14 protein-coding genes and 1 pseudogene are annotated in these 21103 nt (G+C 68.8%); 12 read left to right on the top strand and 3 right to left on the bottom strand.

What is annotated here, in order from left to right; all coding sequences use genetic code 11:
* Positions 1-128: 128 nt before the first annotated feature.
* From mrcB to tsaB, 4 genes are read left to right on the top strand one after another with little or no spacing between them, the layout of a single operon-like run.
* A complete protein-coding gene (mrcB, locus tag INQ40_RS10585; RefSeq protein WP_228481999.1) occupies positions 129-2561 on the top strand; it encodes a penicillin-binding protein 1B in 2433 nt (810 codons plus the stop codon).
* A complete protein-coding gene (locus INQ40_RS10580) occupies positions 2558-3082 on the top strand; it encodes a hypothetical protein (RefSeq protein WP_194340395.1) in 525 nt (174 codons plus the stop codon). The genes mrcB and INQ40_RS10580 overlap by 4 nt, the downstream gene beginning before the upstream one ends.
* A 1-nt stretch (position 3083) precedes the next feature.
* Entirely contained in the window at positions 3084-5207 is a 2124-nt protein-coding gene (locus INQ40_RS10575) for an ATP-dependent DNA helicase (protein WP_194340394.1), read from the top strand.
* On the top strand, positions 5204-5959 hold the full coding sequence (gene tsaB / locus INQ40_RS10570) for a tRNA (adenosine(37)-N6)-threonylcarbamoyltransferase complex dimerization subunit type 1 TsaB (protein WP_194340393.1): 756 nt from the start codon (positions 5204-5206) through the stop codon (positions 5957-5959). The genes INQ40_RS10575 and tsaB overlap by 4 nt, the downstream gene beginning before the upstream one ends.
* Before the next feature lie 9 nt (positions 5960-5968).
* Here tsaB and INQ40_RS10565 read toward each other — a convergent pair whose 3' ends face one another.
* Complete coding sequence (locus INQ40_RS10565) at positions 5969-6844, bottom strand: energy transducer TonB (RefSeq protein ID WP_194340392.1); 876 nt, start codon at positions 6842-6844, stop codon at positions 5969-5971.
* Complete coding sequence (gene gshB, locus INQ40_RS10560) at positions 6841-7794, bottom strand: glutathione synthase (protein WP_194340391.1); 954 nt, start codon at positions 7792-7794, stop codon at positions 6841-6843. The genes INQ40_RS10565 and gshB overlap by 4 nt, the downstream gene beginning before the upstream one ends.
* 194 nt (positions 7795-7988) lie before the next feature.
* Between gshB and pilG the strand changes: the two genes are divergently transcribed.
* The 7 genes and pseudogenes from pilG (at position 7989) to INQ40_RS10525 (ending at position 19609) form a co-directional block, all read left to right on the top strand.
* The gene (gene pilG, locus INQ40_RS10555) at positions 7989-8387 is read left to right on the top strand and encodes a twitching motility response regulator PilG (RefSeq protein WP_043957694.1); all 399 of its coding nucleotides are present in this window, start codon (positions 7989-7991) and stop codon (positions 8385-8387) included.
* An 18-nt stretch (positions 8388-8405) separates the two neighbouring features.
* Complete coding sequence (locus INQ40_RS10550; protein ID WP_194340390.1) at positions 8406-8771, top strand: response regulator; 366 nt, start codon at positions 8406-8408, stop codon at positions 8769-8771.
* Positions 8768-9325: pseudogene (locus INQ40_RS10545) on the top strand (chemotaxis protein CheW); the annotation flags it as partial. The gene INQ40_RS10550 and the pseudogene INQ40_RS10545, both read left to right, overlap by 4 nt.
* Positions 9326-9392: 67 nt before the next feature.
* The gene (locus INQ40_RS10540) at positions 9393-11414 is read left to right on the top strand and encodes a methyl-accepting chemotaxis protein (RefSeq protein WP_194340389.1); all 2022 of its coding nucleotides are present in this window, start codon (positions 9393-9395) and stop codon (positions 11412-11414) included.
* Between the two features lie 91 nt (positions 11415-11505).
* Positions 11506-17862: an Hpt domain-containing protein gene (locus INQ40_RS10535; protein ID WP_194340388.1), complete on the top strand. Its 6357-nt coding sequence runs from the start codon at positions 11506-11508 to the stop codon at positions 17860-17862.
* On the top strand, positions 17852-19081 hold the full coding sequence (locus tag INQ40_RS10530) for a chemotaxis protein CheB (RefSeq protein WP_194340387.1): 1230 nt from the start codon (positions 17852-17854) through the stop codon (positions 19079-19081). The genes INQ40_RS10535 and INQ40_RS10530 overlap by 11 nt, the downstream gene beginning before the upstream one ends.
* Positions 19082-19090: 9 nt before the next feature.
* Entirely contained in the window at positions 19091-19609 is a 519-nt protein-coding gene (locus INQ40_RS10525; RefSeq protein WP_228481998.1) for a chemotaxis protein CheW, read from the top strand.
* 32 nt (positions 19610-19641) lie between these two features.
* On the opposite strand, the gene INQ40_RS10520 is transcribed toward INQ40_RS10525, so the two are convergent.
* Complete coding sequence (locus tag INQ40_RS10520; protein WP_194340386.1) at positions 19642-20421, bottom strand: 16S rRNA (uracil(1498)-N(3))-methyltransferase; 780 nt, start codon at positions 20419-20421, stop codon at positions 19642-19644.
* A 100-nt stretch (positions 20422-20521) separates the two neighbouring features.
* Between INQ40_RS10520 and nudE the strand changes: the two genes are divergently transcribed.
* Complete coding sequence (nudE, locus tag INQ40_RS10515) at positions 20522-21070, top strand: ADP compounds hydrolase NudE (RefSeq protein WP_194340385.1); 549 nt, start codon at positions 20522-20524, stop codon at positions 21068-21070.
* The last annotated feature ends 33 nt before the right edge of the window (positions 21071-21103 follow it).

The following is a 21103-nucleotide window of genomic DNA, read 5'->3' as shown; positions in this document are numbered from 1 at the left end:
ATGAGGACAAATCCTGCGGCCATCGTCCGGTCGGGCGCTGAACCTGCATCGAACCGGGCCGCGCCAACCCGCCGGGCTGCCCGCGCCGGCTGCGTTAGACTCGGGTCTGTGAGGGCGCAGCCCTGTCATTGTCCCATGCCGTGGCCCGAATCGATTACGACGAAGACGATGTTGAAGAGGGCGATTCGCCCGGGCCGCGCTGGCCGCGCCTGCTGTCCACGGCGATCCTGGCTACCATCGGGCTGGGCCTGGGCTTCCTGATTCCGTATTCGCTCTACCTCAACCACGAGGTCGGGCAGCGCTTTGACCAGTTGCGCTGGCAGCTGCCCACGCGCGTGTACGGCCGGCCGCTGGAGCTGGCGCCGGGAGTGGCAACGGACGCCGCCACGCTGGAGGTCGAGTTGCGTGCCGCCGGGTACCACCCCGGTGACGGCCTGCGCCCCGGCACCTACCAGCACGATCAGGCGCGCTGGAAAATCTCCAGTCGGGGGTTCAACGACGTTGATGGCCCGGTTGCTCCGCGCCTGGCGCAGCTGACCCTGGGCGGCGGACGGGTCACCAAACTGGAGGCGACCGGCGGCAGGAATGCGCCGCCCCGGCTGCGACTCGATCCTGCCCGCATCGCCACCCTGTACGGGCAGAAGCAGGAAGAGCGCCGCCTGGTCCAGCTGGACGAGGTGCCAGAGTTGCTGGTCACGGGCCTGCAGGCCGTGGAGGACCGCGACTTCGCCAGCCACCACGGCATCGACGTGTCGGGCATCGTGCGCGCTGCGTGGATCAACATGCGCTCGGGCGAGGCACGCCAGGGCGCCAGCACGCTCACCCAACAGTTGGCGCGTAGCGGCCTGCTGGGCATCGGCCGCGAACAGACCTACACCCGCAAGTTCAACGAGATCCTCTACGCGCTGCTGATGGAGGCGCGCTACGACAAGCGGCTGATCCTGGAGGCCTACTTCAACCAGGTCTACTTGGGTCAGCGCGGGGCCCAGGCCATCCACGGGATGGCCGCGGCGTCGGAGTTCTGGTTCGGGCGCGACCTGGCCGACCTCAACACCGAGCAGATCGCACTGCTGATCGGCATCGTGCGCGGCCCGTCCTACTACGACCCGCGACGCAACCCGGAGCGGGCGACCGAGCGGCGCAATTTCGTCCTCGACAAGATGCTTGATTCCACCCTGATCGACGCTGCCGAGCATGAGCGCGCCCGCCAGGCACCGCTGGGAATCAGCACCGATCCGGGACGCACCTCGGCCAACCGTTTCCCGGCGTATGTCGACCTGGTCAGGCGCCAGCTCGCCCGCGACTATTCCTCCGAGGCGCTTGCCGGGGCCGGCCTGAGCGTAATGACGGCGATGGCGCCGTCCGCGCAGGCCTACGCCGAAGGCGCGGTGATCAAGACGCTGAAGGGCCTGGAGGGGAAGAACCGTCCCTCCTTGCAGGCTGGCCTGGTGCTGACCGATGTCGAACATGGCGACGTGCTCGCCGTGGTGGGCAGCGGCACCCCCGCCCAGCCGGGCTTCAACCGCGCCGTCGAAGCGCGACGGCCGGTCGGCTCGCTGATCAAGCCGTTCGTCTACCTGCTGGCCCTGGCCAGCCCGCAGCAGTGGTCGCTCGCCAGCTGGGTGGATGACTCGCCGGTCACGGTCACCCTGGGCAACGGCAAGCGCTGGACGCCGGGCAACTCGGATTCGCGCAGCCACGGAACGGTCCGCCTGATCGACGCGCTCGGCCGTTCCTACAACCAGGCGACCGTCCGCATCGGCATGCAGGTTGCACCGGCGCGCATCGCCGAACTGCTGCACACGCTGGCCGGCATCACCGCCGAGCCCAATCCGGCACTGATCCTGGGATCCCTGGACCAGAGCCCGTACGCGATGGCGCAGCTGTACCAGTTTCTGGCATCCGGCGGCGAGATCCAGCCGCTGCACTCGGTGCGCGGCGTGCTGGACACCGAAGGCAAGGCGCTGAACCGCTATGACGATCGCCCTGCCGCCGCCCAGGAAGGGGACATGGTCTTCGCCCGGTTGGTCACGATCGCCCTGCAACGGGCGGTCACGGCTGGAACGGGCCGGCAACTGGTGGCCGACGGTCTGGGCCACCTCAACGCCGCGGGCAAGACCGGTACCAGCAACGACGGCCGCGACAGCTGGTTTGCCGGCTATACCGGCGACCATCTCGCCGTGGTCTGGGTCGGCAACGACCAGAACGAGGCCACGGGTTTGTTCGGTGCCACCGGCGGCATGCGGGTGTGGTCCAACCTGTTCAAGCTGCTGCCCAGCGCGCCGCTCAAAGTGGGCGATGAAGGCATTGACTGGCAGTGGGTCAGCGGCAGCAACGTGAGCGATGCCAGTTGCCCGGGCGCCAGCCGCTTCGCCTTCGCCGATGGCTTTGCGCCCGCGTACATGCCGTGCCGACCGGCCGAACCTGTGTTCACTGACGATGCCCAGACGGCGGACGAGCAGGACGGTGCCCGTGGCGGTTGGCGGGAATGGTTCGGCTTCGGACGCGACCGCCGTGACGAGCCCGCAGCCCCGGCGCCCGCGCCGCAGGACTCCCCATGAAGCTTGTTGCGACCTGCGCTGCGGCCGCGCTCCTGTGCCTGCTCGCCGGCTGCACCTTCGCGCCCTTGGTGCCTGCGCCGCCGGTCGCCGCCGACTTCGACCCGGCGGCGATGATCGCCGCCATCGACCAGGCCGGCATTGCCGAAAGCCGCGAGCTGGTGGTGCGGCCGCTCAGCAATGGAAACATCGGCGGACTCAAGGAGGACCTCGGCGACCTGCGTGCACCGGATCGCCTGGAGGAAAACGCGCAACAACTGGACCTTGCGCTGGACACCCATCCCGACGATGCCGAACTGCTTCAGGCCCGGGCCGAGAACGCGATCCTGCAGCGTGACCTGGCCACCGCGGAAGACATGGCGCGCCGCGCCGCCGCCGTCGGCGCCCAGGCCGGCCCGCACTGCCGGCGCCATAGGGAGACCGTGGTCCAGGTCCTGCTCGCGCGCGCGCCGGACGGCGACGCCCTGGCCGAGGCTGAGGCCCTCCGCGACGCGTGCACCGTTGCCGCACCGCCACGGTACTGAAATGAGCGCCGACTCCAGCCGCCTCGGTCAGGCCGCGCGCGCCGCGCTCAGCGAAGGCGGCGACCTGGCCGGCAACATCCCGGCGTTTGCTCCGCGCGAGGCGCAGCAGGACCTGGCCGCAGCCATTGCGCACGCGTTCGATACCCGCGGCGTCCTGTTGGCGGAGGCCGGCACCGGCACCGGTAAGACCTTCGCCTATCTGGTCCCGGCGATCCTGTCGGGTCAGAAGACCATCGTCTCCACCGGCACGCGCGCCCTGCAGGACCAGCTCTACCATCGCGACCTGCCGCGCGTTCGCGAGGCGCTGGGCATCGGCCTGAAGACGGCGCTGCTGAAAGGGCGCTCCAACTACCTGTGCCACTACCGCCTGGAACAGGCCAAGGGCGAGGGCCGGTTCGCGAACCGGGAGACGGCCGCGCAGTTCCAGCGCATCGTCGCTTGGGCCGGGCGGACCCGGATGGGCGATCTGGCCGAGCTGGAGACCCTGCCCGATGACTCGCCGCTGCTGCCGCAGGTCACCTCGACCGCGGACAATTGCCTGGGCAGCGAGTGCCCGTTTTTCTCCGAGTGCTTCGTCGTCCAGGCGCGTCAGCGCGCCCAGGCGGCCGACCTCGTGGTCGTCAATCACCACCTGCTGCTGGCCGACCTGGCGTTGAAACAGGAAGGTTTCGGCGAGATCCTGCCCGGCGCGCAGGCTTTCGTGGTCGATGAGGCCCACCAGTTGCCCGAGCTGGCCGCGCAGTTTTTCGGCGATGCGCTCAGCGCCCGGCCGCTGGTCGAGCTGGCCCGCGACGCGCTGGCCGAATGCAGGCAGGTTCCTGCTGCGCTGGCGGTGTTGCAGGAGCCGGCCCGTGCGTTGGAACAGGCCGTCCGCGGATTGCGCGCGGCGATGGATGATCTGCCGGTGCGCGGCACCCGCCTGCGTGCTGCCGAAGACCCGGTCGCCGAGGCCGGGCTGGATGCGTTGCTGGAGGCGCTGCGCGCCCTGCACGCCGCGCTGCTGCCCTTGCGCGAAGCCGCGCCGGGCTTTGACAGCTGCACGGCGCGCGCCCGCGAGTTCGAGATGCGCCTGATGCGCTGGCGCGGCGGGGCCGATGCGACCGCGGACGCGGTGCCGGATGCCGACTTCGATCCCTTCGAGGAAACGGTTCCACCGCTTCCCGCCAACGATGGCGACGACGGCATCGCTCCGGCCGATCCCGACGACCGCGCACCGCTGAACGCCGATGATGCGCCCAGCGTGCTGTGGTACGAGCTGACCGCGCGCGGCTTCCGCCTCAGCCGTACCCCGCTGGACGTGGCCGGCCCCTTGGCCCAGCACCGCGCGCGCTCGCATGCGGCCTGGGTTTTTACCTCCGCGACACTCGCGATCGGCGGACGCTTCGAGCACTACGCGATCAAGCTCGGCCTGCGCGAACCGGCCACGCTACTGGCCCCCAGCCCCTTCGACTGGGCGCAACAGGCGCTGTGCTACCTGCCGCCCGGCCTGCCCGAACCGTCGGCCCGGCACTACACCGAATCGATCGTGTCGGCGATCCGGCCCGTGCTGGAAGCCTCCGGTGGCCGGGCGTTCGTGCTGTTCGCCTCGCACCGCGCACTGCGCGAGGTGGCCGACCTGCTGCGAAACGGGCCATGGCCGTTGTTCGTCCAGGGCGAAGCTCCGCGCTCCACCCTGCTGGAGCGCTTCCGCGCTTCGGGTAATGGCGTGTTGCTGGGTGCGGCCAGCTTCCGCGAGGGCGTGGATGTGGCGGGCGATACGCTCAGCGTCGTGGTCATCGACAAGCTGCCCTTCGGCGCGCCGGATGATCCGGTGTTCGAGGCCCGGCTGGAGGCGATCCGGCGCGCCGGCGGCAATCCGTTCCGCGACGAGCAGCTGCCGCAGGCGGTGATCGCGCTCAAGCAGGGCGCCGGGCGCCTGATCCGCAGCGAGACCGACCGCGGTGTGCTGGTGCTGTGTGATCCGCGGCTGGTGGCCAAAAGCTACGGCAAGGTGTTTCTCGATTCCCTGCCGCCGTTGCCACGCACGCGGCAAATTGCGGACGTGCAGTCTTTCTTCGATGACAGCCAGCAAGGCGAAACGGCGTTCGCGCCGGCCGCGGCGCAGGAGACGGGGATGCTGCTGTGAAACTGCTGGCGTTTGAACTGGCCACCGAGGCGTGCTCGGTCGCGCTGTGGGTCGACGGCGAGGTGCATGAGCGTTTCGAGATCGCGCCGCGCCGGCATGCCGAGCTCGCGCTGCCTTGGGCGGACGCGCTGCTGGCCGAGGCGGGTGTCGCCCGCGCGCAACTGGACGCCATCGCGGTCGGGCGGGGCCCGGGCGCCTTCACCGGCGTGCGGCTGGCGATCGCGATCGGGCAGGGCATCGCCCTCGCGCTGGACCGTCCGATCCTGCCCGTGTCGACGCTTGCCGCCCTCGCCGTGGGCGCGGTCCGCGCTGACGACCATCGCGACCAACGAAGCGCAGACCAGGTGGAGGGCGCCGCCCATCGCGTGTTGGCGTCGATTGATGCGCGCATGGGCGAGGTTTACGTGGGCGCGTTCAGCGTGCACGACGGTGACGCGGTCATGATTGGGAGTGAGGCCGTGCTGGCCCCCGATGCGGTCGCGCTGCCCGATGCCGACGCCGGCTGGCTGGGTGCCGGTACCGGCTTCGCCGCTGCCGAGGGCGCGCTGCGCATGCGCCTGTCGACACAGCTGGCGGAGGTCGATGCGGACGCACTCCCGCGCGCCGGCGATGTCGCACGGCTGGCGGCAAAAATGTGGCTGCGCGGTGAGGCGCTCGCGCCCGAGCGGGTGGAGCCGGCCTACCTGCGCAACCAGGTGGCACTGACGATCAGCGAGCAGAAAGCGCTGCGCGCCGAAAAGGATCGGGGCTGAGCGCAGGCGTCAGCGATCCACCAGCTCGCCGCCGGCAAGGAAGGCCCAGGTGCGCGTCACATGCAGGATGTCCGGGTTGTCGTCGGTCTGCGGCAGCGGTGGATAGGGCTCGGCAAGGCTGGCAATCCGCAACGCCGAGGCATCCAGCAGTGGGATCCCGCTGCTCAGCACGATCTGCGAGTTCTCCACGCTGCCGTCGCGACGGATCGCAATGCTGATCACCACCTGGCCGGCCAGGCGCCGCCGCCGCGCTTCATCGGGGTAGTTGAGGTTGCCGACCCGCTCGACGCGGTCGACCCACTCGCGCAGGTAACCCGCCCAGGCATATTCGGTGGTGCTGGCGGACACGAACTTGCGCTTGGGGCGCTTGGCATAGCGCTCGGACCGCAGGTGGATCTCGGCGGCCAGCCTCGCCATCGCCATGTCACGGTCGATTTTTTCCTGGCCCGGCGGCAGCGTGCGCTCGGCCGGCTCCGGGGTCTCCTGCGCGCTGGCGACGGCGTCCTCGCCGCGCGTGCTGGCGATGATCCGCGCCTGCGGCGGCGGCTGCTGCGTTGGCGACTGCGCGCGCAGCTCCCGCGGCGCCTGGCCGTCGGCATCCTGCGGCAATGGCCCGGACTGGTTGTCGCGCGGACGCACCGCGCGTTCGCTTTCCCCTCCGCCATCGTTGTTGGCCTGGGCGAGAAAGTCGGCCTGCTTGGGGGTCAGCGCACTGGTGGTGCGGGTAAGGATCACGTCGAGAGTGGGCACGACCGGCGCGGCCAGTTCCATGCTGAAACCCACACCCAGCAGAAGCACCGCGTGCAAAAGCAGCGACAGCACCATCGTCGCGCCCAGTCGTTGGCGCTCAACCGTGCCGGTCATCGATGCCGCCGCCACGCTCATGCCGTGGCAGCAACCCGCGCTTCGATCGCGTCAAACAGGCCGGAGGAGATGTTCAGGCCGAACTGGGCATCGAGCTCGCGGATGCAGGTCGGGCTGGTCACGTTGACCTCGGTGAGGTAGTCGCCGATCACGTCCAGGCCGACGAACAGCATGCCGCGCCGCTTCATTTCCGGCGCCACCTGGGCCGCGATCCAGCGGTCGCGATCGCTCAACGGACGCCCCTCGCCACGACCGCCCGCAGCGAGGTTGCCGCGGAACTCGTCGCCCTGCGGGATGCGCGCCAGGGTGTAGTCCACCACCTCGCCGTCGACCAGCAGGATGCGTTTGTCGCCCTCGCTGATCTCCGGCAGGTAACGCTGCGCCATCGCCAGGCTGCCTTCGCCGACCAGCGTTTCCAGGATGACATTGGTATTGGCATCGCCGTGGACGACGCGGAAAATCGAACGCCCGCCCATCCCGTCCAGCGGCTTGAGCACCGCCACCTCGTGTTCGGCGACAAAGGCCTTGAGTACCGCCGGATCGCGGCTGACCACCGTCGGCGGGCAGCAGTGCGGGAACAGCAGCGCAGCGAGCTTCTCGTTGTAGTCGCGCAGCCCCTGCGGATCGTTGACCACCATCGCGCCGGCAAGCTGGGCGAGACTGAGGATCTGGGTGTCGTGCATGTAGTCGTTGTCCACCGGCGGGTCGCGCCGCATCAGCACCACGTGGCCGGGGCCGAGATCGAACTGTGATGCGCGTCCCAATTCGAACCATCCGTCCGGATCGTCGCGAACCGTCAACGGCGCCATCATTGCCACCGCCTTTCCATCGCGCAGTCCAAGCCCTCCGGGCACCACGTACCAGAGCCGGTGCGAGCGCCGCTGCGCCTCCAGCAGCATGGCAAACGTGGAGTCCTTGGCTATCGTGATCGATTCGATCGGATCCATCACGACGACAACATCAAGAGGCATGGCAGGTGGCCTTGGCTGGGGTCGCGTGGATGGTAGCAGGCAGGCATCCGGGCAATGCCGCAGCGGCCCGCATTCAGCATCCAGGCGGCGCGCAAACGCGCTTGACACCTTGCGCCCGGCTTGGAATAAAGGGACCCTAGCTGGCGCGACGGGGAATTCGCGCGAGCGCTTCGCAATACTGGGGAACAGGGAACATGCAAGACGAGGTCCGCAGCGGCAGCCTCGATGGGCTGCGAGTCATGGTGATCGACGACTCAAAGACCATCCGCCGCACCGCTGAAACATTGCTCAAGCGCGAAGGCTGCGAAGTAGTGACCGCCACCGATGGGTTCGAGGCACTGGCCAAGATCGCCGACCAGAAGCCGCAGATCATCTTTGTCGACATCATGATGCCGCGCCTTGATGGTTATCAGACCTGCGCATTGATCAAGAACAACCAGGTTTTCAAGCACACACCGGTGATCATGCTGTCCTCCAAGGACGGCCTGTTCGACAAGGCCCGCGGCCGCATCGTCGGCTCCGAGCAGTACCTGACCAAACCATTCACGCGCGGGGAACTCCTCGACGCCATACGAACACACGTCAACGCCTGACCGGGGGGTAGGGCATTTATGGCACGCATTCTGCTGATCGAAGATTCGCCGACGGATACGGCGGTCCTGACCCAATTGCTGGAGCGCAACGGACACGACGTCCTGGTGTCGGGGAATGCGGAGGACGGCATCGAGATGTGCCGCCGCGAGCAGCCCGACCTGGTGCTGATGGACGTGATCCTGCCCGGCATGAACGGCTTCCAGGCGACCCGCGCACTGTCGCGTGACGAGAAGACCAGCACCATTCCCGTGCTGATCGTCAGCACCAAGGGCATGGAGACCGACAAGGCCTGGGGCCTTCGCCAGGGCGCGCGCGATTACATCGTCAAGCCGCCGCGCGAAGACGAACTGGTCGCGCGCATCAACGAGCTGCTCGGCCCGTGAGTCCAGCCGGCGTCGAGCGGGTCGACCCGTTCGCCATCCTCCACGACTACGAGCGCCGCAGCCTGGATCACGTGGCCGGTCTGCCCGAGCAGCTGGACGCGCCCGGGATGTGGCGCGGCGTGGGCTATCGCGTCGGCTCGCGCCGGCTGGCGTCGAGCTTCGATGAGGTGCTGGAAATCCTCCCGCTGCCGCAGGCCACGCCCGTGCCCGGCGCCCAGCCGTGGCTGCTGGGGCTGGCCAACGTGCGCGGCAACCTGCTGCCCGTGGTCGACCTGAAGCACTTCCTGGAAGGCGAGCGCACCGTCCTGCACGAGGGCCAGCGGATGTTGCTGGTGCGCCAGCCCGGCGGCGATGTCGCGGTCCTGATCGACGAACTGTTCGGCCAGCGCAGCTTCAACGAATCACAGCTCGACCCCGAGGCCGTCCGCGCGACGGGCCTGGGTGAGGGCCGCTATTCCTACTTCATCGACCAGGCCTACCGTCTGGGCGAACACACCTGGGGTGTCTTCAGCCTGGACCGGCTGGCACGCACCCCCGAGTTCCGTCACGCAGCGCTCGATACCCCACGGCTCGAGCGGTCCGCTACCGAAAACCACGCCAGCACCGAAATTGAGGTCGATCATGAGCACTGAGATGAATTCCGTCGCCGGCAAGGGCCGTACTGTTGGCTCCAACACCTGGCTCGTGGTGCTGGGCATTTCCGTACTGGTGCTTGCGCTCAACGTGGGTTACGCCACCTACAAAGCCAGCCTGCTCAGCGGCGCCGGCGCATCGGCCAGCAGTCTGCAGGTGGCCTCACAGCGCCTGGCGGTGCAGGGACGCGAGGCGGTGGGTGGCGACCAGGCGGCCTACTCGGCGTTCAAGACCACCCGCGGCGAGGTGGTTGCGGATATCGGCGAGCTGAACACGAATTTCGGTGACACCCCCGGCGTGTCCGGGCCGATCGCCACCGTGACCCAGACCTGGGCGCCGCTGGACAAGAGTGCCGAGCAGTTGATCGCCAGCGAGAACGCGGTGCTGGGCCTGGCCACCAACGCCAACAGCTTCGAGCAGCGCGTGCCGGATCTGCAGGCGCGACTGGATGAACTGGTGCGGGCGATGTCCGCCAGCGGCTCGCCGTCCTCGCAGGTCTATTACGCGCTGCGTCAGGTCGTGCTGTCGGGCACCATGGCCCGCCGCGTGACCGAGATCCGCGCCGGCGGACGCAACGCCGAAGCGGCGGGTGAAGGCCTGGCACGCGACGCGGCCGTGTTCGGCAACGTGCTGGCCGGTCTGCGTAGTGGCGACGAGGCGACCGGTATCACCGCGCTGGGCAATGCCGGCGCGGTGGCTGCGCTGGGCCAGGCCGAAGCGCTGTGGGAGACGATGAAAACCGACCTGGACGCGATCCTGGCAACTTCGCAGGACCTGTTCGCGGCCCAGTCGGCGGCCGATGCGATCACCACCGGCTCGGACAAGCTGCTCGCCGACAGCCAGTCGCTGTTCAACGCGTTCAACGCGCTCGGAACCCTGAAGGATCCCAGCCTGCTGGGCAACCTGTGGGTGTCCATCCTTGCCGGTGCGTTCGCGCTGGCCGCGATCGTGGGCCTGCTGTTCTCCCTGAGCAAGGCCCAGCGCGACCGCTACACCACCACCAAGGAACTCAACGACCGCAACCAGGAGGCGATCATGCGCCTGCTGGATGAAATGGGCTCGCTGGCGGAAGGCGATCTGACAGTGAAGGCCACGGTGACCGAGGACATGACCGGCGCGATCGCCGACTCCATCAACTTCGCGATTGAGCAGCTGCGCACCCTGGTGCAGACGATCACCGACACCTCGGTGCAGGTAGCCTCCAGCGCGCAGGAAACGCAGGCCACCGCCATGCACCTGGCCGAGGCCGCCGAGCACCAGGCGCAGGAGATCACCTCCGCGTCCAGCCGCATCAGCGAGATCGCGACCAGTATCGACCAGGTGTCCCGCAACTCCGCCGAGTCCGCCGACGTGGCGCAGCGCTCGGTGCAGATCGCGACCGCCGGTGCGGGCGTGGTCCGCCAGACCATCCAGGGCATGGACTCGATCCGCGACCAGATCCAGGAAACCTCCAAGCGCATCAAGCGCCTGGGCGAGAGCTCGCAGGAAATCGGCTCGATCGTTGAGCTGATCAACGACATCTCCGAGCAGACCAACATCCTGGCGCTGAACGCGGCGATCCAGGCGGCCTCCGCCGGTGAGGCGGGCCGCGGGTTCGCGGTGGTGGCCGACGAAGTGCAGCGATTGGCGGAGCGCTCCTCCAACGCGACCAAGCGGATCGAGTCGCTGGTCCAGGCCATTCAGGCCGATACCAACGAGGCGGTCAGCTCGATGGAGCAGACCACCACCGAGGTGGTCGCCGGTGCACGCCTGGCCGAGGACGCCGGCACCGCGCTGGGCGAGATCGAGAAGGTCTCCTCCGACCTGTCCGGGCTCATCCAGGGCATCTCGCTGGCCTCGCAGCAGCAGTCCGGCGCGGCGGCCAACATCACCGAGACGATGAACACGATCCAGCAGATCACCTCGCAGACCACGCAGGGTGCCAACCAGACCGCGCAGTCGATTGGCAACCTCGCGCAGATGGCCTCCGACCTGCGTCGTTCGGTCGCCGACTTCACGCTTCCTGCCTGAGCCCTGCATTGGATCGAAGGATGAACAGCATGACCCCCGGCCGCCGCCCGCACCCGCTGCGCCAGTGCGCAGCGCAATGGAGCATCGCGCCATGACGGTGATGCGCGATGCCATCGACACCACCACGCTGGGCTGGATCAAGCCGGAGCTGGACGAGACCCTGCGCCAGGCACGCGAGCAGATCGAGGCCTTCGCCGAGTCGCCCGCCGACAGCGAGGCGATGCGCATCTGTGCCAGCCACCTGCACCAGGTGCACGGCACGCTGCGCATGGTCGAGCTGTACGCTCCGGCGATGGTCGCCGAGGAAATGGAACGGCTCGCCCTTGGCCTGCTGCACGGCGAGATTGCCAACCGCGACGTCGCCTGCACGATCCTGATGCGCGGCGCGGTCCAGTTGCCCGATTACCTGGAACGCCTGCAGAGCGGCCACCGCGACATCCCCATCGTGCTGCTGCCGCTGCTCAACGAGCTGCGCGCCACGCGCGGCGAGTCGGGCCTCAACGAAAGCGTCCTGTTTGCACCCAACCTGGATCGCCCGCTGCCCGTCGACCTGCCGGCACCGGTGATCGAAGACGCGCCGACCATCCGCACCGGCGTGCAGCCGATGAGCGCGAACCTGACCGGTCTGCGCGAGGCCATGGCGCAGTGGCCCGAAGGCGGCGAGCCTGCCGATCCGGCCCGGCTGGCCGAAGTGGTCGATGGACTGCTGGCCGAAGTCTCGGTCGAGCCCCTGCGACGCATGCTGTGGGTGGCCTCCTCGGTGGCCGGTGCGCTGCGCGATGGCGCCCTGCCTGCGACCCGCGCCCTGCGCCAGGCGTTCGGCGGCGTCGAGCGCGAAGCGCGCCAGCTGCTGCGCGACGATTTCAGCGTCCCCGGCATCGAGCCCAACGCCGAGCCGACCCGCCAGTTGCTGTACCACGTCGCCCACAGCGATGGCGGCCATCCGGCGCTGGACAGTCTGCGCAAAACCTTCGAACTCGACAGCCAGTTGCCGTCGGAATCCGAACTGGACCACGCCCGTGGCAGCCTGAGCGGGCGCAACCGCGCGCTGCTGGACACGGTGTCGGCGGCAATCAAGGAAGACCTGCTGCGGGTCAAGGATGCGCTGGACCTGCACCTGCGCACAGGCCAGACCGGGGTCGAGGACCTGCGCCCGCAGGTCGACGCCCTCGGCCGCGTCAGCGACACCCTGGGGATGATGGGGCTGGGCGTGGCGCGTGGCGTGGTGATGCAGCAACGCGACGCCATGCACGAGATCGTCGCCGGCAACCGCGATGCCGACGAATCGGCGCTGCTGGATGTGGCCGGTGCGTTGCTGTACGTGGAGACCTCGCTGGACGACCAGGTGGCACGCCTGGGGCTGTCGGACGAGCGCGCCGACAAGGACCTGCTCGAGAGCGAGTCGCGCAAAGTGCTCGAAGTGGTCGTGCGCGAGGCCATCGGCAACTTCGGTGACGCCCGCCAGTCCTTCGTCGCTTTCGTGGAGACCAACTGGGACCACGCCGAACTCGTGGAAATCCCGCGCCTGCTGGACGAGGTCTGCGGGGCATTGCGCATCCTGGACCTGAACCCGCCGGCGGACTACCTGTATGGGGTGAAGCGCTACATCGAGGTTGAGCTGATCGGCCGCAAACGCATTCCCCACGGCAAGCAGCTGGACACCCTGGCCGACGCCCTGGCCAGCGTGGAGTACTACCTGGAGGCGCTGCGCGAGCAGCGTCCCAACCGCGACCGGATCCTCGAAATCGCCCGTTCCAGCTTGGAAGCGCTGAGCTATTGGCCGGTGCCCGAAGAGCAGGCGGAGGCCGACCAGACGGCCTCGCCGGTGTCGGAGCAGGATGAGGAGGACGCCGCCGCCGCGCTGGACCAGTGGGCCACCGCGGCGCGCCGGATGGACGCCCCGCTTTGGGTCGAGCCTGCCGGGAACCCGAGCGAAGAGATTGACGCGCCCGACGCCGGACTCGATGCGGGCGACGAACCCGCACGCTCCGAGCCGGTGCCCGTCAGCGGGCTGCCGGTCGACAGCGACGGGGTCGAGACGGCCGAGCATGTCGAAACCGTGGCCACCCCGGCCGCAGTTCCGGTCGATGCGGACGGGTTCGAAACGAGCGACGACATCGACGACGAGATCCGCGAGGTGTTCCTCGAGGAGCTCGAAGAGGAAATCGCCAATCTGGGCACGATGCTGGGCCAGTGGCAGCACGCGCCGGAAAACATGGAGCAGCTGCGTGGCATCCGCCGCGTGTTCCACACCCTGAAGGGCAGCGGCCGTCTGGTCGGTGCGAGGACGCTGGGCGAGTTCAGCTGGAAAGTGGAAAGCATGCTCAACGGCGTGCTCGGCGGAACCCGGCTTGCCAGCCCGGCGGTGGTTGCGTTGGTGCAGCAGGCCCACGCCGTGCTGCCGCAGCTGCATGCCGCCCTGGCCGGCACCGGCTCGGTCAGCGCCGATCTGGCCGCCCTGGAAGCCGTGGCCGAGCGGGTCGCGGAAGGGCAGGAGGTGTTCTACAGCGCGTCTGCGCACGAAGAGCAGACAACGGCGCAGCCCGACGTGTCCGGCGCGGATGCGGGTGTGCCGACCGTGGAGGACGAGCCGGCGCTGGAGCTGGAGGGTGTGCCCGCATCGGTCGATGCAGTGCTGCTGGAGATCCTCAACAGCGAGGTCACCGGACACCTGGAAACGATCCAGCAGTGGCTGGGCGAGGCGCAGCAGACACCGCAGCCGGCCGACGATCGCCTGCAGCGCGCCATCCACACGCTCAACGGCGCCTTCGCGATGACGGAGGTGCCGGTGATTACCGACATCACCACGCCGGCCGAGGCGTATGTGCGCCGCCTGCTGGTCGCCGGCGAGCCCGCCAGCGCCGACGGCGTCGCGGGGATCGCGGCGGTGTGCGCAGCGGTCGAGCACACCATGGCGGCGCTGCAGTCGAGCCATCCACGTATTCCCGCGTTTGCCGGTGTCGCCGAGCAACTGCTCGCCTTGCGCGACAGCCTGCCGGAAGTGCGAACCCAGCATCCGGTCGATCTGGATGTGCCGCTGCCCAGCGTTCCGACCGCCGGCCCGTCGGTGGTCAACCTCACTCCCTACGTGGATACGACGGACAGCGCGCAAGCTGATCCGGATTCCGAGACCGGTCTGGTCGGCGAAGTTGAGGATTCCGCGGAGGCCGAAGAGCTTGAGGCCGAGCGGCTGGAAGCCGAGCGTATCGAAGCCGAGCGTGTTGAGGCCGAGCGCATCGAAGCCGAGCGGCTCGAGGCCGAGCGGGTCCACGCCGAGCGCATCCAAGCCGAGCGCGTTGAGGCGGAGCGACTCGAGGCAGAGCAGATTGAGGCGGATCGGATCGAAGCCGAGCGGCTTGACGCGGAGCGGGTCGAGGCTGAGCGTGTTGAAGCCGAACGCCTTGAGCTCGAACGTCTTGAAGCCGAGCGCGAGGAAGCGGAACGGATCGAGGCGGAACGGCTCGAAGCCGAGCGCATCGAAGCCGAGCAGCTTGAGGCCGAGCGCATCGAAGCCGAACAGATCGAGGCCGAGCGCATCGAAGCCGAACGGCTTGAAGCGGCGCGTATCGAAGCGGCGCGAATCGAGGCGGAGCAGCTCGAGGCCGAGCGTGCAGAAGTCGAGCGGCTTGAGGCCGAGCGCGTAGAAGCCGAGCGGATTGAGGCCGAGCGCCTTGAAGCCGAGCGGCTTGAGGCCGAGCGCATCGAAGCCGAGCGCGTGGAAGCCGAAGATGCGGCCGAGTACGCGCGCCTGGAGGCGCAGTACGAGGCCGAGCGGATTGCAGGTGAGCAGGGCGAGGGCCCGGAGGCTGACGCCGACGCCGACGCCGATGCCGATTCCGACGCGCCGGCGATCGCCGCGAGTGCCGAAGCCATCGTCGTCGCACCGTCGGTGGCGTTTGCGACCATCGAGGATCCCGATGAGCCGCTCGACCTGAGCGACCTGGACCCGGAGCTGGTCGACATCTTCGTGGAGGAGGGCGGCGATCTGCTGGACCACTCCGACTCCCTGCTGGCCCAGCTCCGCGAGAGCCCGGGCGACGACGAGTTGCTGGTGGGCCTGCAGCGCGACCTGCATACGCTCAAGGGCGGCGCGCGCATGTGCGGCATCATGGAGGTCGGCGAACTCGGCCACGTCATGGAGTCGCTGCTGGAAGCGGTGGTGGCGCAGCGCTCCGAGCTCGGCAGCGACGGAGTGCCGTTGCTTGAACGCGGCTTCGACCGCCTGCACGCCATGCTGACCCGTGTCGGCGATCGCCGCGCCATTGCGATGCCGACGGCGCTGATCCACGAGTTCGAAGCGCGCGCGAGCGGCCAGGCCGTGGTTGCGGGAGTCGCCGATGTGCCGGCGAAACCGTTGGCGAGCGTGGTCGCGCAGACGAGTGCGACCGCAGGTGCCGAAGGGGCAGAGGACGCCGCGGCGACCAGTGATGCGTCAGACGCAGCGCAGCCGGAAACCACCGATGTGCCGGAAACCTCGGCATCGGCGCGCGTCGTTGACGACATCGAAAGCGTCGTCCCAGTCGCCCAGGTGATCCACAAAACGGTCGACGTCGGCCCGCTTTCCGCGCCGATCGTCGAGCAGCACGATGACGACGACGAGATCGGCATCCGTGCCCCGAAGGAGCAGGTGCGCATCCGCGCCGACCTGCTGGACCGGCTGGTCAACTACGCCGGCGAAGTGGCGATCTACCGCGCCCGCCTGGAGCAGCAGCTGGGCGCATTCCGCGGCGCAATCGGCGAGATGGCCGCCACCAACGAGCGCATGCGCGATCAGCTGCGCCGCCTGGAGATGGAGACCGAGGCCCAGATCGTCGCGCGCTACCAGCGCGAAGGCGAGGACGCCGAGCAGGCCTTCGATCCGCTGGAGCTGGACCGCTTCTCCAACCTGCAGCAGCTCTCGCGCGGCCTGTCCGAGTCGGCCGCCGACCAGAGCAGCCTGCAGGTCACCCTGGATGACCTGACCCGCCAGTACGAGACCCTGCTGCTGCAGCAGTCGCGGGTCAGCTCGGACCTGCAGGAAGGCCTCATGCGCACGCGCATGGTGCCCTTCGATGGCCTGTTGCCACGCCTGCGCCGGGTCATCCGCCAGGCCTCCGGCGAGCTGGGCAAGCAGGTCGCCCTCAAGCTGGACGGCGCGCAGGGCGAGCTGGACCGCAACGTGCTGGAGCGCATGACCGCGCCGCTGGAGCACATGCTGCGCAACGCGATCGCGCACGGCGTGGAGACGCCTGAGCAACGCCGCAGCGCGGGCAAGCCCGAGGAAGGGATCGTCCGCATTGCGATCCGGCGCGAAGGCTCCGAAGTGGTGCTGGAGGTCAGCGACGATGGTCGCGGGCTCGACAGCGCCGCCATCCGCCGCCGCGGCGAGGAGCGCGGCCTGCTCGCGCCGGACGCGGTCATGAGCGATTTCGCGCTGCATTCGCTGATTTTCCAGCCGGGCTTCTCGACGGCCGATTCCGTCAGCCGTCTGGCAGGACGCGGCGTGGGCATGGACGTGGTCGCCAGCGAGGTCCGCCAGCTCGGTGGCTCGCTGGACATCCAGTCCCGCCCGGGACAGGGAACCACCTTCGTCCTGCGTCTGCCGCAGACCCTGGCGGTCACCCAGGCGGTGTTCGTCAAGATCGGCGAGACCACCTTTGCCGTGCCGATTGCTTCGGTCCGCGGTGTCGGCCGCATCGCCCGGGAGGAGCTGGTCGACGACCAGGGCCAGCCGCGCGAGGCCAATTACCGCTACGGCGGTGATGACTACGCGGTGCATGACCTGGGACAGCTCGTCGGCCAGGCGCCGGCGAAGGCCGAAGGCCAGTTGCAGGTGCCCGTGCTGCTGATCCGCTCCGGCGATCTGCATGCCGCGGTGACGGTCGACCAGGTCATCGGCAACCGCGAGATCGTGGTCAAGCCGGTCGGGCCGCAGGTGGCATCGATGCCGGGCATCTTCGGCGCGACCATCATGGGCGATGGCCGCGTGGTGGTGATCCTGGATGTCGCCCCGCTGGTCAGGCGTGCCGTCTCGATGCCGCTGGCCGCGCTGGTGGCGCCGGTCGCGGCGGTGGAGTCGCGACCGGTTCCGCTGGTCATGGTCGTCGACGATTCGGTGACCATGCGCAAGGTCACCGGGCGCATCCTGGAGCGGCACAACTTCGAGGTCGCCACCGCGCGCGACGGCCTGGATGCGCTGGAGCGGATGGCGGAGATGGTCCCGGACCTGATGCTGCTGGATATCGAGATGCCGCGCATGGACGGCTACGAGCTGGCGACGCGGATGAAGGCCGATGCGCGCCTGCGCGATGTCCCGATCGTGATGATCACCTCGCGCACCGGCGACAAGCATCGCCAGCGAGCGATGGAGATCGGCGTGGACCGGTACCTTGGCAAGCCGTACCAGGAACCCGAATTGATGCGCAACGTGTACGAGCTGCTCGCCCTTGAGAACCGCCATGAGCAGTGAGGCGCTGAAGGTCGCCCTGCTGGCGCGCGAAGGCGCGGCGCGCGACCGGCTGCGCGAGGCGATCGAGGCGGCCGGGGCGCAATGCGCGCTCGAATGCGATCCGCAGGATATCGTCCCGGCCGACGTCGCCGCGAGCGGGGCCAAAGTCGTGCTGGTCGCTCTGGATCCGCAGGTCGAGGACGCGCTGGAGGCGTTTGACGAGGCGCTGGCCGATCCGGATCTGGAGGTCATCTACGAGGAGGCCAGCCTGGCCGCGGCGCGCGAGGGCTGGGACATGGCACGCTGGCAGCGCCACCTGGTAGCCAAGATGCAGCGCCACGGCGACGTGCTTCCGCCGGGAACCGAGCAGGAAGCGGAATCGACCACCCCGGAAAGCGCGGCCGGCACTGACGGTACTGAGCTCCAACTGGACGACGCCGAGCTGTCATGGGAAGCCGATACCGGCCTCGCCGCCGTTTCGGTCGAGACCGCGGGGCCCGACGTGGTCGAGACGATCAACCCCTTCGATCCGGTGTTCGCCGAACACGAACCCGAGGCAACGCCGCGGTTCGGCGAACTCAGCCTGGACGACGGATCCGCCCCGGCGGCCGTAATGTCCACGGGCACCGACGAGCGTTTCGCGCGCGACATCGATGAACTGGAAGAACGCATCGCCGGCCTGAGCCTGGTGGACGACTCGCCAGAAGAAGACGAGCCTGAGCAGTCGCGCGGCGCCGTGCTGGTGCTGGCCGGACTGGGCGGACCGGATGCGGTTCGCCAGCTGGTTGCCGCATTGCCGACCGAATTCCCGCGACCCATCCTGATCCAGCAACACCTGGACGGTGGTCGCCACGACCGGCTCGTGGCACAGATGCAGCGGGCGACCGAACTTCCGGTCCGGCTAGCCGAGCACGACCAGTACGCGATGGCGGGCACGGTCTACATCCTGCCCGATGACCTCGGCGTGGCGGTGAACGATGCCGGCGTGCGCTTCCAGGCGGGCACCGAGCTGCTCGCCGCCTTGCCGTCGAGTGACAGCGCGGTGTTGCTGCTCAGCGGTACCGACCCTTCGGTCCTCGACACGGCCCTGCGGCACGGCTGGGCGGGCGCGCTGGTCGCCGGCCAGACGGCCGAAGGCTGCTATGACGCCACCGCGTCGGCCGCATTGGAAGCCCGCGGCGGCGACACCGCAACCCCGGCAGAAATGGCGCAGCGGCTGGCCGATCGCTGGCCGGCCTGAGGAATGACAATGTCCAATGATCCAGTGATGACGCTTCACCACGACACCGGCCCATCTGGCGATGGTGCCGAACGCGACATCCGCGGCGTGCTCATCCAGATTGCCGGCGCGCGCCTGCTGCTGCCCAACGCGACGGTGGCCGAGGTGATGTCGTTTGCGCCGCCCGAATCCGTTGTCGGTGCGCCGGCATGGCTGCTGGGCCGGACCCGCTGGCGCGGCTGGCAGGTCCCCTTGATCGGCTTCGCACAACTGACCGGGCTGGCCGACGAACAAGGCACGCTGAACAGCAAGGTGCTGGTGCTGAAGGCCTTGGGCGGCAACCCGAAGGCCCCGTATTTCGCCATCCTCAGCCAAGGGTTCCCCAGGCTGGTGACGGTGTCGCGTGCGACCCTGGAGACCAGCGGCGATCCAGCCGAGCTACCCCCGATGGTGCTTGCCGAGGTACGCCTGAACGAGGACGACGCGTACGTGCCCGACTTGGTCGCCGTCGAGACCCTCATTATCGAGACGCTGTCCGCGGCGGCTTGAGATCGGCGCCATCGCGGCAGGCCAAGCGGCTCTCAGCGCAAGTCGCCAAAACCGGCTTGCAATGCCGCGATCGCCGCCAGCCCCGCGGTTTCCGTTCGCAGGATCCGTGGGCCCAAGCGCAATCCGCGGAAACCGGCTGCGAGCAGTTGCACGCGATCAGCCGGTGACCAGCCACCCTCGGGGCCAACCGCCAGCACGACCCCGGCATTGCCCAAGCCAAGCGGCAACCCGTTGAGTGCGAGGCCGCCGTCGGGGTCCAGCAGCAATCGCAGCGGCGCATCGCCGGATGGGAGCGCCGAACGGGCGTCCTCGGCGTCCGGATCGAGGCCCGCCAGCACCTTGGCCAGCGGTTCCGGTGCGGCCACCCTTGGCACGCGTGCCCGCCCGCATTGACCGCACGCGGCCGCGACGACGGCTTGCCAGTGGCTGAGCCGCCTCGCCGCGCGCGCGTCATCAAGTTTGACCTCGCTGCGTTGCGAAACCAGCGGCCGCACTTCGGCGATTCCCAGCTCGGTCGCCTTCTGCAGGATCAGGTCCATCTTTTCGCCGCGGGCAATTCCCTGCAGCAGCACGATGCGCAGCGGCGACTCGTTATCCACCGCAACCGGCGCCTCCAGGCGCACGCGCACCTCGCGCTTGCCGATGGTCGTCACGATGGACGGGTAGTCGTTGCCGTCGCCATTGAACAGCACGCAGCGATCGCCGACCGCCAGACGCAACACGCGGCTCAGGTGGGTCGCCGGGCCCTCGGGTAACGGCAGCTCTTCGCCAGCCGCCAGCGGCGTGTCCACGTGTACCCGGGTCAGGCGCATCCGCTGGCCTCTGCTAGCATCATGGAATCGTGATCCAGACTCGTCATTTTTCCATTATCGCTGTTCCGCGCTGTCGCGCCCGCGCTCCGGGGCGTCACGGATGACGCGCAAGCTGCCGATCATCCACCGCATCGTCGAGACCGACGCGGCGCCGTACCGTGTGGAAGAGCTCGACCTGGAGTTCAGCAACGGCGAACGGCGCCGGTTCCAGCGCATGCACGGACGTGGCCACGGCGCGGTGATCGTGGTGCCGATGCTGGACGCGGACACCGTCCTGTTGGTGCGGGAATACGCTGCCGGCGTCCACCGCCACGAGCTGGGTTTGGTGAAAGGGCGCATCGATGCCGGGGAGAGTCCGGTGGAGGCGGGTGATCGCGAGTTGAAGGAGGAAGCCGGCTATGGCGCGCGCTCCCTGCTCAACCTGCGCGAACTGACCCTGGCGCCGTCCTACATGAGCCACTCGGCCCATGTCGTCCTGGCTCGCGACCTCTACGAGGAGCGCTTGCCGGGCGATGAGCCCGAGCCGCTGGAGGTCGTGCCGTGGCGCATGGATGCGCTGCATGAGCTGATCCTGCGCGAGGATTTCTCCGAGGGCAGGAGTCTGGCCGCCTTGTTCATCGTGCGTGAGTGGTTGCGCATCCATGGCTGAGCCGCAGGAGCAGGCAGCGCTGCGCCGAGCCGG

Origin of the sequence: Lysobacter sp. H21R4, from assembly GCF_015277535.1 — a bacterium.
Lineage (GTDB): Bacteria > Pseudomonadota > Gammaproteobacteria > Xanthomonadales > Xanthomonadaceae > Novilysobacter > Novilysobacter ciconiae.
Note: the sequence above shows the minus strand (reverse complement) of the source record. Positions and strands in the feature narration are given on the sequence as shown.

Bases quoted from the DNA above. Each gene is read 5' to 3' on its own strand.
- INQ40_RS10580 (WP_194340395.1), top strand. From the start codon at position 2,558: ATGAAGCTTGTTGCGACCTGCGCTGCGGCCGCGCTCCTGTGCCTGCTC.
- INQ40_RS10575 (WP_194340394.1), top strand. From the start codon at position 3,084: ATGAGCGCCGACTCCAGCCGCCTCGGTCAGGCCGCGCGCGCCGCGCTC.
- INQ40_RS10565 (WP_194340392.1), bottom strand. From the start codon at position 6,844: ATGAGCGTGGCGGCGGCATCGATGACCGGCACGGTTGAGCGCCAACGA.
- gshB (WP_194340391.1), bottom strand. From the start codon at position 7,794: ATGCCTCTTGATGTTGTCGTCGTGATGGATCCGATCGAATCGATCACG.
- pilG (WP_043957694.1), top strand. From the start codon at position 7,989: ATGCAAGACGAGGTCCGCAGCGGCAGCCTCGATGGGCTGCGAGTCATG.
- INQ40_RS10550 (WP_194340390.1), top strand. From the start codon at position 8,406: ATGGCACGCATTCTGCTGATCGAAGATTCGCCGACGGATACGGCGGTC.
- INQ40_RS10540 (WP_194340389.1), top strand. From the start codon at position 9,393: ATGAGCACTGAGATGAATTCCGTCGCCGGCAAGGGCCGTACTGTTGGC.
- INQ40_RS10535 (WP_194340388.1), top strand. From the start codon at position 11,506: ATGACGGTGATGCGCGATGCCATCGACACCACCACGCTGGGCTGGATC.
- INQ40_RS10530 (WP_194340387.1), top strand. From the start codon at position 17,852: ATGAGCAGTGAGGCGCTGAAGGTCGCCCTGCTGGCGCGCGAAGGCGCG.
- INQ40_RS10525 (WP_228481998.1), top strand. From the start codon at position 19,091: ATGTCCAATGATCCAGTGATGACGCTTCACCACGACACCGGCCCATCT.
- INQ40_RS10520 (WP_194340386.1), bottom strand. From the start codon at position 20,421: ATGCGCCTGACCCGGGTACACGTGGACACGCCGCTGGCGGCTGGCGAA.
- nudE (WP_194340385.1), top strand. From the start codon at position 20,522: ATGACGCGCAAGCTGCCGATCATCCACCGCATCGTCGAGACCGACGCG.